This window comes from Paramagnetospirillum sp. (assembly GCF_058402745.1).
The window spans coordinates 537258-551474 of the sequence record NZ_JBZVFI010000018.1 but is presented as its reverse complement, the minus strand read 5'-3'; the positions used below and the strand labels follow the sequence as shown (position 1 = coordinate 551474).

Here is a 14217-nt window from a genome sequence, read left to right as displayed (position 1 = left end):
GACAGCAGATAGCCGCCGACGGTGCCGGCGAAGGCCAGGGCGGCGAGGATCAGGGCGCGGGGGCTCATCATGACGGATCGGGCTCCAGCAATCGGTGGGTGGAGTTGCGGCGCGGACGCCACAGGCCGCGCTCGACGGCTTCTTGCAGGCGGGCGCGGATTTCGGCCAGGGCGGCGGGGTTGTTGGCCTCGAGGAACTCCAGCACCGCCTCGTCGCCCAGATAGGCCTCGGCCACCAGGTCGAAATGGTGGTCCTTGACCGCCCGCGTGGTGGCGGCGAAGGCGAACAGGTAATCCACCCCGGCCGCCATCTCGAAGGCGCCCTTGTAGCCGTGGCGCATCACGCCCTTGATCCATTTGGGATTGACCACCCGGGCGCGCACCACCCGGGCGATCTCGTCATCCAAAGTTCGGATGCGGGGCGTTTCGGGACGGGAATGATCGGCGTGGTAGATTGTGGGCGCTTTGCCCGAGGCGGTTTCCACCGCCGCCGCCAGCCCGCCTTCGAACTGGTAGTAATCGTCGGAATCCAGAAGGTCGTGCTCGCGGTTGTCCTGGTTCTGCACCACCGCCTCGACCTTGGCGAGGCGGTGGCGGAACAGGGTGTGGCCGGCTTCGCCCTCCGCCCCCGCGCCATAGGCCCAGCCGCCCCAGGCGATGTAGGATTCGGCCAGATCGGCCCGGGTGGTCCAGCCCTTCTCGTCGATCAGGGCCTGCAACCCGGCCCCATAGGCCCCCGGCATGGAGCCGAACACCCGGAAGCCGGCGCGCCGCGCCGCCTGATCCGGAGGAACGCCCTCGGCCTCCAGCCGGGCGCGCTCGGCCCGGACACGGGCGGCAAGCGGATTGACGTCGATGGGCTCGTCCAGGGCGGCGACGGCGCGGGAAGCGGAATCGAACAGGTCGATCAGCCCGGGAAAGGCGTCGCGGAAGAAGCCCGACACCCGCAGCGTGACGTCGATTCGGGGGCGGTCCAACACCGAGGCCGGCAGGATCTCGAAACCCGCCACCCGGTTGGAGCCCACGTCCCAGCGGGGCTTGACCCCCATCAGGGCGAGGCCTTGGGCGATGTCGTCGCCACCCGTCCGCATGTTGGACGTGCCCCAGGCGGTGAGCGCCAGGGCCCTGGGCCAGTCGCCATGCTCCTGCAGGTGGCGCTCCAGCAGCAGCTGCGCCGATTTCCACCCCAGGCTCCAGGCGGCGGGCGTCGGTACCGCCCTGGTATCGACGGAATAGAAGTTGCGCCCGGTGGGCAGCACGTCGGGCCGCCCCCGGGTGGGGGCGCCGGAGGGTCCGGGGGGGACGAAGCGGCCGGCCAGTCCCTTCAGCAGCCCTTCGATCTCGGCCGCGCCGCAGGATTCGACCATGGGGCGAAGGATCCCCTCGATCCATCGCAGCACCGGCATCGTCCTGGCCCAGCCGGGCTCGGGTTGGCGTTCCCCGGCGATCAGGGCGCGGGACAAGGCTTCCAGCCGCTCCACCGCGTCGCCGTGGCTGCGCCAGGGATCAGGACCGTCCAGGGCGGCGGGGCGGGGGCCGGCCCAGGCTTCACCCGGCACGCAATCCAGGGGATCGAAACCGTCCAGTCCCAGGTCGGCGGCCAGGGCGCGGGGCAGCGAGGCGCCTTCCGGTCCGCCGCCCCGGGGTACCCGGGCCAGGGCGACCAGCAGGTCGGTTCGCTGGTCGCCTTGGGGCGAGAGTCCGAAGACGTGCAGGCCGTCCCGGATCTGCAACTCCTTCAGCTCGCACAGATGGTTGTCGAGCTTCTTCAAGGCCTCGTCGGGGTCGTCGTCGCGGGTGATGCCCAGATCCTCGTCCAAACCGGCAGCGGCCGACAGGGTGAGGATCTCGCGCCGCAGCAGGGAAAGGCGGCGGGGATCGACGCCCGCCGCCTCGTAATACTCGTCCACCAGCCGCTCCAGCTCGCGCAGCGGGCCATAGCTCTCGGCGCGGGTCAGCGGCGGGGTCAAATGGTCGATGATCACGGCGGCCGCCCGGCGTTTGGCTTGGGTGCCCTCGCCGGGATCGTTGACGATGAAGGGGTAGAGGTGGGGCAGCGCGCCCAAGGCCGCCTCGGGGAAGCACTCCGCCGACAGGGAGAGCGCCTTGCCGGGCAGCCATTCCAGATTGCCGTGCTTGCCCATGTGGACCACCGCGTCGGCGCGGAACGAGTCCTGTACCCAGGCGTAGAAGGCCAGGTAGTTGTGGGGCGGCACCAGATCGGGGTCGTGGTAGCTGGCCGAGGGATCGATATTGTAGCCACGGGCCGGCTGCACGGCCACCGTGACGGAGCCGAATCGGGTGGCGGGCAGGATGAAGTCGCCGCAATGCAGTTCGCCCTTGGCGAAGAAGGGATCGGCTTCCGGCGCTCCCCAGCGGGCGTTCACCCTGTCGCGCAGGGCCTGAGGCTGGGACTGGAACCAGGCGAGATAGTCGGGCAGCGACAGGATTTCGCGGCGCTCGCGATGGCCCAGCGCCCGCCAGTCGTTGGTGGCGCCCGCCTGCATCAGCTCGATCAGGGCGTTGCCGCTGTCGGGGATGCCAGCCACCCGGTAGCCGGCCGCCTCCAGGGCGCGCAGCACCTGGATGGTGCCGGCCGGGGTGTCGAGGCCGACGCCGTTGCCGATGCGGCCGTCACGGTTGGGGTAGTTGGCCAGCACCAGGGCGATTCGCCGCTCGGCCGGGTCCTTGCGCCGCAGCCTGGCCCAGTTGGCGGCCAGGGCGGCGACGAACTCGACGCGGTCGGCGACGGGGGCGTGGGTGGCGAGGTCGCACTGGGTGGCCTCGTCGCGCCGCGCCCGCTTGAAGGAGACGGCCCGGGTGATCAGGCGGCCGTCCACCTCGGGCAGGGCCACGTTCATGGCGATGTCGCGCGGCCCCAGGCCCTGGTTGCCCGCCGCCCAGGCCTCCTCGGTGCCCGAGGCCAGAATCACCTGCAGCACCGGACAATCGGCGGACTCGAAGGGGCCGGCTTCCGCCTTGCCCGGCGAGGAGACGGCGAAGCCGGTGGCGTTGACGATGACGTCGGGCGGGCTCTCGGCCAGCAGGGTGCGGGTCAGCGCGGCGCTCACCGGGTCCTTCAGGCTGTGGACGTAAAGCGCCGAGGCCGCCAGTCCCCGCCGGCGCAACTCGGCCAGCATTGCGTCCATGGGGGCGGTGTCGCCGGCCAGCACCAGGGCGCGGTAGAACACCACCAGGGCGCGGGGCCGCTGGTCCAGGGAATCGGCAATCCCGTAGAGCCCGGCCTGGGGGAGCGGCCGGGGCTCCAGCCATTCCGCCGCGTGACCCATCAGGCCGGCGGCATGGGCCAGGAAGCAGCGGCAATTGTCCGGCCCCCCATGCAGCAGATAGGCCCACAGGCGCTCCAACACCTCGGGGGGAAGGGTGGACTCGGCGGCAAGATCGGGATCGGGCTGGTCGGCCCCGGGCAGCAGGGCGAGCGGAATGTCCAAGCGGCGGCAGATGCCGGCGATCTGCTCGACGCCATAGGGCCAGTAGGAGCGCCCACCCAGCAGCCGCACCACCACCAGCTTCGCCTTGGCCACCACCTGCTCGAGATACAGGTCCACCGACATGTGGTGGTTAAGGCGGGTAAGGTTGGCCAGCCGCAGGGTGAACGGCGCGTCTCTCCAGGCCCCGAAAGCGGCGGATAGCGCCGCCAGCTCGGTATCGGCCGCCGACAGCACCACCATGTCGGCGGGGCTTTGGCCGAGATCGACGGCCTCGGTCCCGTCGGAGATGGTGCCGGGCTGGGCGGCGAGGAGGTGCATCAGAGCCCTTGAAGCACGGCTTCGATGGCCGCGCGGTCGAGACCCTTGCGGCCGATCACCACCAGGGTGCCGATCCGCTCCTCCTCGGGTTTCCACGGGCGGTCGAAATATCGTTCCACCCGGGTGCCGACCGCCTGGACCACGTGGCGGGCGGGCTTTCCCGTCACCGCCAGGAAGCCTTTCAGGCGCAGGATGTCGTGGGCGGCGATGGCGGAAACGGCGCGGGCCTCGATGATTGCCGGGTCGTCGACCACGGGCAGGGACACGGCGAAGCTTTCGAAATCGTCGTGGTCGTGGCCATCCTCGGCATCGTGGTGGGAGGGGCGCGCCGCCAGATCCTCCTCGGCCGCCGCCGACAGGCCGAGCACCACCAGCGGGTCGATGGCCGACAGGCGGGTGGGATGGGTCTTGACCCCGGGACGCAGCCGCGCCTCGATCTCCGAGCGCAGGGCGGCCAGGGACTCCCCGTCCATCAGGTCGGACTTGTTCAGCAGGATCAGGTCGGCGCAGGCCAGCTGGTCCTCGAACACCTCTTCCAGCGGATTGTCGTGGTCGGGCCGCGCCATCTCTTCCGGCGTCGAGGCGAAGCGTCCCGCCGCCGCCGCCGGGGCGTCCACCACGGCGACCACGCCGTCCACGGTGACGCGCGAGCGGATTTCCGGCCAGTGGAAGGCCTTGACCAGCGGCTTGGGCAGGGCCAGGCCGGACGTCTCGATAACGATATGGTCCGGTGGATCGGGCCGGTCCAGCAGGGCCTGCATGGTGGGCAGGAACTCGTCGGCCACGGTGCAGCACAGGCAGCCGTTGGCCAGCTCGACGATGTCGTCCTCCTTGCAGCCGGCCACGCCGCAGGCGGCCAGCAGCTCGCCGTCCACCCCGATATCGCCGAATTCGTTGACGATCAGGGCGATGCGCCGACCCTGGTTATGGGTCAGCAGATGGCGGACCAGGGTGGTCTTGCCGGCCCCCAGGAAGCCGGTGACGATGGTGGCGGGAACCTTGCGCATCCTAGGGGACATCCTTGAGAATCAGGGGAAGGCCGGCGGCGACGAACACCACCCGGCGGCATTGGGCGGCGACCCGCTGGTTGACGCGGCCCTGGTGGTCGCGGAATTCGCGGCCCAGCCGGGTCTCGGGCACCAGGCCGAGGCCCACCTCGTTGGAGACCAGCACCACCGGCCCGGCGGGTGCGGCCAGCACCTCGCACAGCCGCTCCGCCGCGCGGTCCACGTCGCGTCCGGCATGCATCAGGTTGGACAGCCACATGGTCAGGCAATCCACCAGCACCGGCCGGTCGGGGCGCATGACGTTGTCCAGCGTCTCGGGCAGGTCGAGGGGCTCCTCGAGCGTGCTCCAGCCCGGTCCCCGGCGGCGGCGATGGTGGTCGATGCGCTCGGCCATCTCGCCGTCCAGGGCCTGGCCGGTGGCGAGATAAAGGGCGGGCTGGTCGCCGAACAGGGATTCGGCATAGGCCGACTTGCCCGAGCGGGCACCGCCCAGAACCAGGGAGCTAAGGGGAAGCACGCTCATCCCGGCCGCCTATTTCCGTTTGTTCCGCGACAGGAACTCGGCCAGCTGCTCCACCTCGGCATCCGACAGCTTGCGCACGTTGGCCGTCATCATGCGGGCGCGCCGGGTCGAGCGGATCTCGTCGCGGATGGCCTTGATCTGGACCATCAGGTAGTCCTTGCGCTGGCCGGCCAGATAGGGATAGTCCGGCGACAGCGGCCTGGCCCCGTCGGCGCCGTGGCAGCCGATGCAGCCCTTCTCGTCGAACAGCTCGGCGCCCTTCTCCGCCTTGGCCCGATCACCGCCGGCCGCGTCCCCCGCCTGGGGCTCCGCCGGCTTCTGCGCCGCCAGCCAGTCGGCGAGCGCGATGCGGTCGTCGGGGCTGGTCTTCTCGATCACCGGCTGCATCACCTTGACGGGCTGGGAGCTGCGCATTCCGCTGGCGATCTCGTTCATCTGGCGCAGCAGATAGGCCGAGTGCTGGCCGGCGATCACCGGCGTGCCGGCGATGGGTCTGGCGCCGTTCTCGCCGTGGCAGGCCTGGCAGCCCTTGGCGGCATAGATGGCCTTGCCGTCGGCGGCCAGGGCGGGCGAGGCGATCAGGGCCGCCAGGACGGCGGCGATCAGGGCATAGCGGTTCATGTCCACTCCAGTCGGCCGGCGATTCCGCAGGCCGGGCAGCATACGGCGAAGCCGGGGCTATGATGGCCGCAGCCGCCGCAGACCCAGGACGGTTCCGGCACCGATTCGGTTGCCGCCCTGGCGATCCAGGCGGTGGCGGCGGCCTCGTCCCGGCGCTCGTCCCGCTCGACGCGGGCCAGCAGCTCGAACACGGCCCGCGTCGGCCGCTGCTCCAGGGCCTTCACCAGGTGGGTGCGGGCCTGACCCCACAATTGGGCGGCCAGGGCGGCCTCGGCAAGGGCGACGTGGCCGTCGGGCGAGTCGGGGTTGGCCTGGACCAGCTCCTGCACCCGCTTCACCCGGTCGAGCGCGCCCTCACCCTCGCCCAGTGCCAGCCAGCCGGCGATCAGCAGGGGGTGGGGGGCGGCCTTGAAGGCGGATTTCAGCAGGGCCGCCGCCTTGCGCCCCTTGCCCCGTCGCCGGTAGAGGTCGGCGGCCAGGGCGACGGCCGGGGCGAACAGGGGGTCGGCGTCGCGGGCCTCCAGCGCCCAGTCCAGGGCCTGGGATTGGTTGCCGGCGGCCAGGGCCTCCTCGGCGCGGCCCAGTCCGATCAGGGCGCGGCGGCGCGCCAGCTGGGCGGCGGGCAGGGCGTCGCGGCGCCGGGCGGCGCGCAGCGTCTGCTCGGCCTCGGCCCAGGCGCCGGCCTCCACCTGCAGGTCCAGCAGCAGGGCGGCCAGACCCTCGGCGCCCGGCTGCAGCTCGAAGGCCTTGGCCGCCTGCTCGCGGGCGCTCGCGCGGTCGCCCTGCTTCAGGGCCAGTTCGGCCAGTCCCTTGTGGCCCAGGAAGGCGGTTTCCTTGCGCCCGGTCATGGCCTCGCAGCGCTGGCGCAACTGGCCGTCGTCACCGCTCAGCTGGGCGGCCCGGGCGGTGAGCAGGCCGGTCACCGCCGGGTCCTTCAGCAGCTTGTCCGCCTTGCGGGCCAGCCGGGCGGTGCGCAGGGAATCGCCCGAGGCGGCCGCCGCCAGACCGTCGGCCAGGGCGGCGTAGCCCTTGCGCTGGCGTCCCAGGCGGCGCGACTGGCTCCAGCGGCCGGGGGCGCCGAACACGGCGCGGACCAGACGGCCGAGAGCCGAGAGCGCCACCAGCAGCACCGCCAGGAAGGCCAGCAGCACCGGCACGGTGGTATCGACCCGCCAGCCCTGCCAGCGGATGGTGACCTCGCCCGGCCGGTCGGCCAGCCAGACGGCCCCGGCCACCGCCAGACCGGTGAGGACCAGGAAGGCGAGCAGCCGCCTCATGGTTTCGCTCCGGCCAGGGCCAGGGAATGGGCGGAGAGCTGCGACAGGGCCTTGTCGGCCGTCTGCCGGGCCTTGGCCTCGGCGATCCAGGGGGCGGCGGCCTCGGCCGGGCCGGGGCTGAGCGCCTCCAGCTCGTAGAGCGCGGCGCCCAGCTCGCCCCGGGAGAGCGCCGCCTGGGCGCGCCCCACCACGGCGGCGGCATTGGCGCCGATGACGGCGCCGTCCTCGCGGCGGATGGTGACCAGTGACAGCAGGCGGTCGGCGGTACGGCGCCACCAGCCGTCGCCCTCGGGCAGGATCTCGGCGCGGATCAGGGCGGGGGCCAGGGCGTCGAAGCGCTGGATCAGGGCGGCGCGCGGCGCGATGCCGGCCGACGCGTTGTCCTTCAGCTGGTCGAGCAGGCCCAGGCTTTCGGAATCATCGCCGGCCAGGGTGCGGGCGGCGCGCCATTCGGCGTCGTAGGGCCGACCGGCCGCCACCGCGCCCTGCAACTGGCCGGCGGCCAGCAGCATGGCGGCGGCCGAGGAGCGCTTGCCCTGCAGGTCGCGCAGGCCGGCCTCCACCTGCTCCAGACGCTCGGCCAGACGCAGCATGGCGCTGGCCTCGGCGGAATTGCGCTTGAGGTCGGCCACCTGCCGGCTCAGGGACTCGATTTCGGGAGCGGGACCACCCGCCGGGGCCTGCACCGCCCTCAGCGCCTCCTCCAGCCGGTCGAGGCGGGCGGCGTCAACACTGCCCGGAGCGGCGGCGGGAGCACGGGCCTCCAGCTGGGCGATACGGCCGGCGGCGGCCGACAGTTCCGCCCGCAGAGTCTCGATCTCGAAGGAGTCCGGGGCGGAAGCCTGGGACAGTCCCAGCCGGGCCTGCCACAGCGGGAAGGTGCCATAGGCGGCGCCGCCCAGGACAAGAATCGCCAGCAGCCCGATCAGGCGGCCCGAGGACCGGCGCGGCGGGGGAGTCGGCGCCTCCACGGGAGCATTGGGCTCGGAAGCGGGCTCTGACGTCATGGGCTGAATCCCCGGTTGAGATCATCGTCGATGGCGGCCAGCAGGGCGGCCTGGGTGGGTTCGGCCGCCTGGCGCAGCACCCGCCAGGGCAGCGAGGCCAGCTCGGCCGAGACGTTGGCCGACAGGCCGTAGGCGGCGATGGTGGCGAGACACCCCTGTAGCCCCGCGTCCTTAGCCAGGGTAGCAAAGGTCCGCGCGGTGCGGGGAGAGAAAAACAGGGCGAGGTCCAGACCACCGGCCCTCAGCGCGTCCCGCAGCGTCGGCGACAGGGTCGTGGCGGTCACCGCCTGATAGAGCACCTGGCGCCGCACCTGGAAGCCCAGCGCCGACAGCCGCCCCGACAGGTCGCCCGCCACCACGGTTCCGGCGGCGTGCAGCAGGGCGCCCGCCTCGGGCTCGACGCGGGCCGCCACCAGCTCGGCCAGGGTGTCCACGTCGCCGCCGGCGCTTTCCACGCGGGCGAAGCCCATCTCTCGCGCCGCCCGCGCCGAGGAATCGCCCACCGCCCAGACGGGCAGATCACGGCCCGGATACAGGCGGGCCAGGGCGCGGATGCCGTTGGCGCTGGTCACCAGGATGCCCTGGGCGCCGGTCGTGTCGATTACGGCGCCCTCCACCGGGGCGATGTCGAGCAGCGGCTCGACCATCACCTCGAGGCCGCGTTGGGCCAGCGCGCGGGCCACGCCTTCGGAATCCTCCTTGGGGCGGGTCACCAGAGCGCGCATGGCTCAGTGCGGCTTGATCAGGTCGAAGAATCCCGGCCCCGCCACCTTGATCAGTTCCTCGGCGGCGTCCTTGCCCATGGCATCGGCGTCGGCGCGGGTGCCGGTGCGCTGGGTGGCGTGGACGGTGGTGCCGTCGGGGCTGACGATCAGGCCCCGGAACGACAGCCTGTCGCCGTCCAGCACCGCCAGGGCGGCGATGGGGGTGCGGCAGGACCCGTCGAGACGGGTGAGGAAGGCCCGCTCCGCCGCGACGCGGACGAAAGAATCCGGGCAGTTCAGCGCGGCCAGATAGTCCAGCGCGGCCTGGTCGTCGGCACGGCAGGTTATGCCGATGGCGCCTTGCGCCACGGCGGGCAGCATGTCGTCCTCGGACAGCGCCGAGGTGGCGTGCTGGGCCAACCCCAAGCGCCGCAATCCGGCCATGGCCAGCATGGTGGCGTCCACCACCTCCTCGTCCAGCTTGCGCAGGCGGGTCTGGACGTTGCCGCGGAAGTTCACCACCTTGAGGTCGGGGCGGCGGTGCAGGATCTGGGCGCCGCGCCGCAGGCTCGAGGTTCCCACCACGGCGCCCTGGGGCAGGTCGGCCAGCGAGCGGTACTTGCGGCTGATGAAGGCGTCGCGCACGTCTTCGCGCGGCAGGATGCAGGGCAGCACGATGCCGTCGGGCAGCACCGTCGGCACGTCCTTCATGGAATGGACGGCCAGATGGATGCGGCCCGCCAACATGGCTTCGTCCAGTTCCTTGGTGAACAGGCCCTTGCCGCCGATCTCGGACAGCGCGCGGTCCTGCACCAGGTCGCCGGTGGTCTTGATGACCTCGATGTCGATGGCGCCGTCCTGGCCCAGGGGGGCCCAGGCGGCGGCGAGGCGGTCGCGGGTCTCGTGGGTCTGGGCCAGGGCCAGCGGCGAGCCACGGGTTCCGATGCGGAGGATGGGAAGTTTTGCGGTCATGGTGTGGTTGTTGTAGTAAGTCGGACGCCGCTGTGCAAAGGGATTTCCATCTTGCTTGTTTTGGGTATCGAAAGCTCGTGCGATGAAACCGCCGCCGCCATCGTCAGCGGCGAGCGGGCGATTCTCGGCGAGGTGGTCTTGTCGCAACTGGACGAGCACCGCCCGTTCGGCGGCGTGGTGCCGGAAATCGCGGCGCGCTCCCATCTCGCCCATATGGACCGGCTGGTGGCGGAAGCCATGCGCCGGGCCGGATTGGGCTTCGCCGATCTCGACGCGGTGGCGGCCACCGGCGGCCCCGGCCTGATCGGCGGCGTCATCGTCGGCGTGATGACCGGCAAGGCCATCGCGCTGGCCTCGGGCAAGCCGTTCCTGGCGGTCAACCACCTGGAAGGCCACGCCCTGACGCCGCGCCTGACCCACGACATTCCCTTTCCCTACCTGCTGCTGCTGGCCTCGGGCGGGCATTGCCAGCTGCTGGCGGTGGAAGGGGTGGGCAAGTACACAAGGCTGGGCACCACCATCGACGACGCGGCGGGCGAGGCCTTCGACAAGGTGGCCAAGATGGCCGGCCTCGGCTATCCCGGCGGTCCGGCGGTGGAGAAGGCGGCGGCCACGGGCGATCCCGCCCGCTTCACCCTGCCGCGTCCCATGAAGGGCAAGCCGGGCTGCGACTTCAGCTTCTCGGGGCTGAAGAACGCCGCCCGCCTGCTGATCGAAAGCCTGCCCCAGCCGTTGTCGGACAAGGACCGGGCCGACGTGGCCCGCGCCTTCCAGGACGCGGTGGCCGATTCCATGGCCGACCGGGTGCGGCGCGGCGTGCGCGAGATGAAGATCCGCTTCCCCGCCACCCGCCATCTGGTGGTGGCGGGCGGCGTCGCCGCCAACACCGCGCTCAGGCAGGTGCTGGTCCGGATCGGGGCCGAGACGGGCCTGGACTTCCTGGCCCCGCCCCTGAAGCTGTGCACCGACAACGCCGCCATGATCGCCTGGGCGGGAATCGAGCGGCTGCGCCTGGGCCAGAGCGACGGGCTGGACTTCGCGCCGCGCCCGCGCTGGCCGCTGGACCCCAGCGCCAGGAAGGGAGCCAAGGCATGAGCAAGGCCTTCACCAAGGAAAGCGACGGCGACGACGAACACGAGGATACGCCCAAGGGCCTGCCGCCGGGATCGAAGAACTACATGCGGCCCCAGGGCTTCGCCGCCTTGAAGACCGAGCTGGCCCATCTTCTCAAGGTGGAGCGGCCCAAGGTGGTCGAGGTGGTGTCGTGGGCGGCGGGCAATGGCGACCGCTCGGAAAACGGCGACTATCTCTACGGCAAGAAGCGGCTGCGCGAGATCGACCGCCGCATCCGCTTCCTGACCAAGCGGATCGAATCCGCCCATGTGGTCGATCCCGACCAGCAGAAGAAGCGCGATCAGGTGTTCTTCGGCGCCACCGTCACCTACGCCAACGCCCGCGACGAGGAGATCACCGTCACCATCGTCGGCATCGACGAGGCCGATCTGGAGCAGGGCCTGATCAGCTGGATCTCGCCGGTGGCCCGGGCGCTCCTGAAGGCGTTCGAGGGCGATTCCGTGCCGGTGCGGACCCCGTCCGGCGTGGAAATGATCGAGGTGGTGGAGATCCGCTACGGCGGATGACTATTCCTCGGCCACCACCCGGTTGCGTCCGCCGTTCTTGGCGCGGTAAAGGGCCTGATCGGCGCGGCCGAGCAGGCCGGCGATGCCGGTGTCGGTGTCGCGCAGCTGGGCGATTCCGATGCTGACCGTCAGGTCGAAGACCTGACCCTTGGCCGGATGAACCACCAGTTCCGCCACCGTGGCGCGCAGGCGCTCGGCGATAACCCGGGCGCCGTCGGGGCCGGTATTGGGCAGGGCCACGGCGAATTCCTCGCCGCCGATGCGGCCCAGGATGTCATATTCGCGCAAGCCCTGCCGGCAGGCGCCGGCGAAGGATTTCAGCGCCTCGTCGCCGGCGGCGTGGCCCCAGGTGTCGTTGATGCGCTTGAAATGGTCGATGTCCAGCGCCAGCAGGGCGAAGGAGCGGCCCATGCGCCGGGCGTGGTCCAGTTCCAGCCCGGCCAGATGCTCGAAATGGCGGCGGTTGGCCACGCCGGTCAGCGAATCGCGGCTGGCCAGCTCTTCCAGCTCGGCCATGTGCCGGCTGGTGTCGCAGAAGGCTCCCAGCGACAGGGCCAGATCCTCGACGCCGCCGTCTTCGGCCAGCACCAGCGGAACCCGGTCGATGACCAGACGCAGCAGCGCCTCGGCGCCGTCGCCGGAGGACGTCTCCTCGCTCGGATAGGCCCCCACCACCAGCCGCCCGCCGCCGGCGGGCAGCACCAGACGCTGCCAGGTCTGGGGCAGGTCCTGGCCGAACAGGGCGGTGTAGGAGCGCCACAGGGGCCGCAAGCCGCGCCGCACGAAGCCGTATTCGAATTCCAGCATGAACCGGCGGTCGGCGGGCAGGATGTCGGGGGGCAGCAGGTGGATGACCTGTCCGGTGAGGTCGTTGCCGAAGCAATCGGCGAAGGCCTTGCCGTAATGGGCGTAGCGGTTGGCGCCGTCCTCGGCCTCGATGACCAGCAGATGATCGGCATGGGCGGCGAAGCGCGCCGCCGGATCGCCGCCGTCCGTTCCGTCCCGCCGCCACCGGGCCAGCAGATCGGCCAAGCGGGAATCCATCACCCGGGCTACCAGATCACGCATGGACCAGATCACGCATGGAATTACGTCCTCCCCATGCCTCACTGGTATCACAACATCAGGCTTCGAACCAGTTCCCGGCATCCTCGGTGAACAGCAAGGCCACGGCGGCGCCCTGAATCAGCATCTGGGCGCCCAGCAGGCCGCCGATCACCACGTCGTCGCGATAGGCCAGCATCAGGGCCATCATCAGGAAGGGCAAGCTGACGCACCACAGGATGGCACAGGTCCAGCGGGCCCAGTTTCCCCCGTGATGGGTGATCAGGTAGGTGAAGAATGCCAAGGCGGCCATGGATGCCACCTGCACGATGATGACGAACCCGGCATCACCGTTCTCGGCCATCCGGCCCGCCTGCAGCAAGGACGCCACGGCGCCCAGGCCCAGCGAGACATGGATCATCGCCTGGAAACTGCGTATCTTGTCCGGCATCGCGCGTCCCCCAAAGACTGCGTCGCCAATTATGGAACCGGGACTCTACGCCCATCGTCCGGGCCGGAACAATCGGGTGGACTCCCGTCTATACCATCGGAGCAGAGGGACGCCGCGCTCTTGATCCGCGTCAACGCCAGCAGCTTTCCGCAAGGTCAGTCTAAGGTCATGCCCAGCCTGCCCCGAACCCTGTTTCTCGCCACCCGCCCCATGTTCCTGCCCGCCGCCCTGATTCCGGTGCTGGTGGGCACCTGCTGGGGCGTTCACCGCGCCCATGCCCTCGATCCCCTGGCCCTGGGTCTGGCGACGGCCGGCATGGCCTGCCTGCATGCCGGGGCCAACGTGCTCAACGACGTGGGCGACGAGCTGAACGGCGCCGACCGTCTCAATCAGGACCGCATCTCCCCCTTCACCGGCGGCTCGCGCTTCATCCAGGAGGGGAGGTTGGGGATCAGGACCATGGCGGCCTGGGGCGTGCTCCTGCTGCTGGGGGCCGGCGCGCTGGGCGGCGTCCTCAGCCTGACCAAGGGCGAGTGGGTGATTTGGTTCGGTCTGGTGGGTGGCGGGCTGGCGCTGGCCTACTCCCTGCCCCCCTTCAGCCTGGCGTCGCGCGGCCTGGGCGAGGCGGCGGTGGCCATCGCCTTCGGCCTGCCGGTGGCGGCCTGCTTCCGGCTGCAAAGCGGAACCATCGGGCTGGAGGCGGTGCTGTGCTCGGCCATCGTCGGCGCCTGGACCGCCGCCATCCTGATCGTCAACGAGGTGCCCGATCTGGCCGCCGATTCCCAGGCGGGCAAGCGCACCCTGGTGGTGCGCCTGGGCACCAAGGGGGCGCCGTCGCTCTATCTCTCGGTGCAGGCGGTGGCCTCGGCCCTGATGCTGGCCTTGGGCTGGCTGTCGCATCTGCCGCCCTGGGCGGTGGTCCCGCCGCTGCTGGCCATGCTGGCCGCCCTGGCGGCCGCGCCGTTGATGGCGGGCGGGCGGACGGGCCAGCTGGCCGCCATCCGCATCACCCTGGCCATCCACCTGCTGGGGGGGCTCAGTCTGGCCGGGGCGGCGTTCCTGGGGTAGCCGGTCTGCGGCCGGGACGGCCGCGCTCCATGGCACGGACCAACGGAGCGCGGGCATCCTTTCTCATACCGTCCGTCGAAAGAACCGACTCTTCCTGTCATCCCGAGCCGGAGGCGAGGGATCCTTCACGCCAT

At 71.2% G+C, this 14217-nt stretch carries 13 protein-coding genes; 3 read left to right on the top strand and 10 right to left on the bottom strand.

Annotated features, from left to right (window positions below):
- Positions 1-67 precede the first annotated feature (67 nt).
- From cobN to hemC, 8 genes are read right to left on the bottom strand one after another with little or no spacing between them, the layout of a single operon-like run.
- Positions 68-3769: a cobaltochelatase subunit CobN gene (gene cobN, locus ACV4UZ_RS18580; RefSeq protein WP_491602268.1), complete on the bottom strand. Its 3702-nt coding sequence runs from the start codon at positions 3767-3769 to the stop codon at positions 68-70.
- On the bottom strand, positions 3769-4776 hold the full coding sequence (gene cobW / locus ACV4UZ_RS18575; protein ID WP_491602267.1) for a cobalamin biosynthesis protein CobW: 1008 nt from the start codon (positions 4774-4776) through the stop codon (positions 3769-3771). The genes cobN and cobW overlap by 1 nt, the downstream gene beginning before the upstream one ends.
- Position 4777: 1 nt before the next feature.
- Positions 4778-5299 (bottom strand): bifunctional adenosylcobinamide kinase/adenosylcobinamide-phosphate guanylyltransferase, encoded by a 522-nt coding sequence (gene cobU, locus ACV4UZ_RS18570; RefSeq protein ID WP_491602266.1) that lies wholly within the window; start codon positions 5297-5299, stop codon positions 4778-4780.
- Between the two features lie 9 nt (positions 5300-5308).
- A complete protein-coding gene (locus ACV4UZ_RS18565; protein ID WP_491602265.1) occupies positions 5309-5920 on the bottom strand; it encodes a c-type cytochrome in 612 nt (203 codons plus the stop codon).
- Positions 5917-7197 carry a heme biosynthesis protein HemY gene (locus ACV4UZ_RS18560; RefSeq protein ID WP_491602264.1) on the bottom strand — a complete coding sequence of 427 codons (1281 nt, stop codon included), beginning with the start codon at positions 7195-7197 and terminating at the stop codon, positions 5917-5919. The genes ACV4UZ_RS18565 and ACV4UZ_RS18560 overlap by 4 nt, the downstream gene beginning before the upstream one ends.
- Positions 7194-8204, bottom strand: coding sequence for a COG4223 family protein (locus ACV4UZ_RS18555; protein ID WP_491602263.1), 1011 nt, complete (start codon positions 8202-8204; stop codon positions 7194-7196). Before ACV4UZ_RS18555 ends, ACV4UZ_RS18560 begins: the two co-directional genes overlap by 4 nt.
- Positions 8201-8929, bottom strand: a complete 729-nt coding sequence (locus ACV4UZ_RS18550; RefSeq protein ID WP_491602262.1) for a uroporphyrinogen-III synthase — start codon at positions 8927-8929, stop codon at positions 8201-8203. The genes ACV4UZ_RS18555 and ACV4UZ_RS18550 overlap by 4 nt, the downstream gene beginning before the upstream one ends.
- 3 nt (positions 8930-8932) lie before the next feature.
- Positions 8933-9880, bottom strand: coding sequence for a hydroxymethylbilane synthase (gene hemC / locus ACV4UZ_RS18545; RefSeq protein WP_491602261.1), 948 nt, complete (start codon positions 9878-9880; stop codon positions 8933-8935).
- A gap of 51 nt (positions 9881-9931) precedes the next feature.
- Here hemC and tsaD point away from each other — a divergent pair, with 51 nt between their 5' ends.
- Together tsaD and greB are read left to right on the top strand one after the other, a co-directional pair.
- Complete coding sequence (gene tsaD / locus ACV4UZ_RS18540) at positions 9932-10975, top strand: tRNA (adenosine(37)-N6)-threonylcarbamoyltransferase complex transferase subunit TsaD (RefSeq protein WP_491602260.1); 1044 nt, start codon at positions 9932-9934, stop codon at positions 10973-10975.
- Entirely contained in the window at positions 10972-11520 is a 549-nt protein-coding gene (greB, locus tag ACV4UZ_RS18535; protein WP_491602259.1) for a transcription elongation factor GreB, read from the top strand. The genes tsaD and greB overlap by 4 nt, the downstream gene beginning before the upstream one ends.
- Here the strand turns inward: greB and ACV4UZ_RS18530 are convergent, their stop codons facing one another.
- Both ACV4UZ_RS18530 and ACV4UZ_RS18525 read right to left on the bottom strand, forming a co-directional pair.
- Entirely contained in the window at positions 11521-12588 is a 1068-nt protein-coding gene (locus ACV4UZ_RS18530) for a GGDEF domain-containing protein (protein WP_491602258.1), read from the bottom strand.
- Between the two features lie 55 nt (positions 12589-12643).
- On the bottom strand, positions 12644-13015 hold the full coding sequence (locus tag ACV4UZ_RS18525) for a hypothetical protein (RefSeq protein ID WP_491602257.1): 372 nt from the start codon (positions 13013-13015) through the stop codon (positions 12644-12646).
- A 168-nt stretch (positions 13016-13183) separates the two neighbouring features.
- Here ACV4UZ_RS18525 and ACV4UZ_RS18520 point away from each other — a divergent pair, with 168 nt between their 5' ends.
- Positions 13184-14083, top strand: coding sequence for a prenyltransferase (locus ACV4UZ_RS18520; protein ID WP_491602256.1), 900 nt, complete (start codon positions 13184-13186; stop codon positions 14081-14083).
- Positions 14084-14217 lie beyond the last annotated feature (134 nt).

What these genes read in the sequence shown, in the direction of transcription:
- ACV4UZ_RS18550 (WP_491602262.1), bottom strand. Translation starts at nt 8,929, where the DNA reads ATGCGCGCTCTGGTGACCCGCCCCAAGGAGGATTCCGAAGGCGTGGCC.
- hemC (WP_491602261.1), bottom strand. Translation starts at nt 9,880, where the DNA reads ATGACCGCAAAACTTCCCATCCTCCGCATCGGAACCCGTGGCTCGCCG.
- greB (WP_491602259.1), top strand. Translation starts at nt 10,972, where the DNA reads ATGAGCAAGGCCTTCACCAAGGAAAGCGACGGCGACGACGAACACGAG.
- ACV4UZ_RS18560 (WP_491602264.1), bottom strand. Translation starts at nt 7,197, where the DNA reads ATGAGGCGGCTGCTCGCCTTCCTGGTCCTCACCGGTCTGGCGGTGGCC.
- ACV4UZ_RS18555 (WP_491602263.1), bottom strand. Translation starts at nt 8,204, where the DNA reads ATGACGTCAGAGCCCGCTTCCGAGCCCAATGCTCCCGTGGAGGCGCCG.
- cobU (WP_491602266.1), bottom strand. Translation starts at nt 5,299, where the DNA reads ATGAGCGTGCTTCCCCTTAGCTCCCTGGTTCTGGGCGGTGCCCGCTCG.
- ACV4UZ_RS18520 (WP_491602256.1), top strand. Translation starts at nt 13,184, where the DNA reads ATGCCCAGCCTGCCCCGAACCCTGTTTCTCGCCACCCGCCCCATGTTC.
- cobN (WP_491602268.1), bottom strand. Translation starts at nt 3,769, where the DNA reads ATGCACCTCCTCGCCGCCCAGCCCGGCACCATCTCCGACGGGACCGAG.
- ACV4UZ_RS18565 (WP_491602265.1), bottom strand. Translation starts at nt 5,920, where the DNA reads ATGAACCGCTATGCCCTGATCGCCGCCGTCCTGGCGGCCCTGATCGCC.
- cobW (WP_491602267.1), bottom strand. Translation starts at nt 4,776, where the DNA reads ATGCGCAAGGTTCCCGCCACCATCGTCACCGGCTTCCTGGGGGCCGGC.
- ACV4UZ_RS18530 (WP_491602258.1), bottom strand. Translation starts at nt 12,588, where the DNA reads ATGCGTGATCTGGTAGCCCGGGTGATGGATTCCCGCTTGGCCGATCTG.
- ACV4UZ_RS18525 (WP_491602257.1), bottom strand. Translation starts at nt 13,015, where the DNA reads ATGCCGGACAAGATACGCAGTTTCCAGGCGATGATCCATGTCTCGCTG.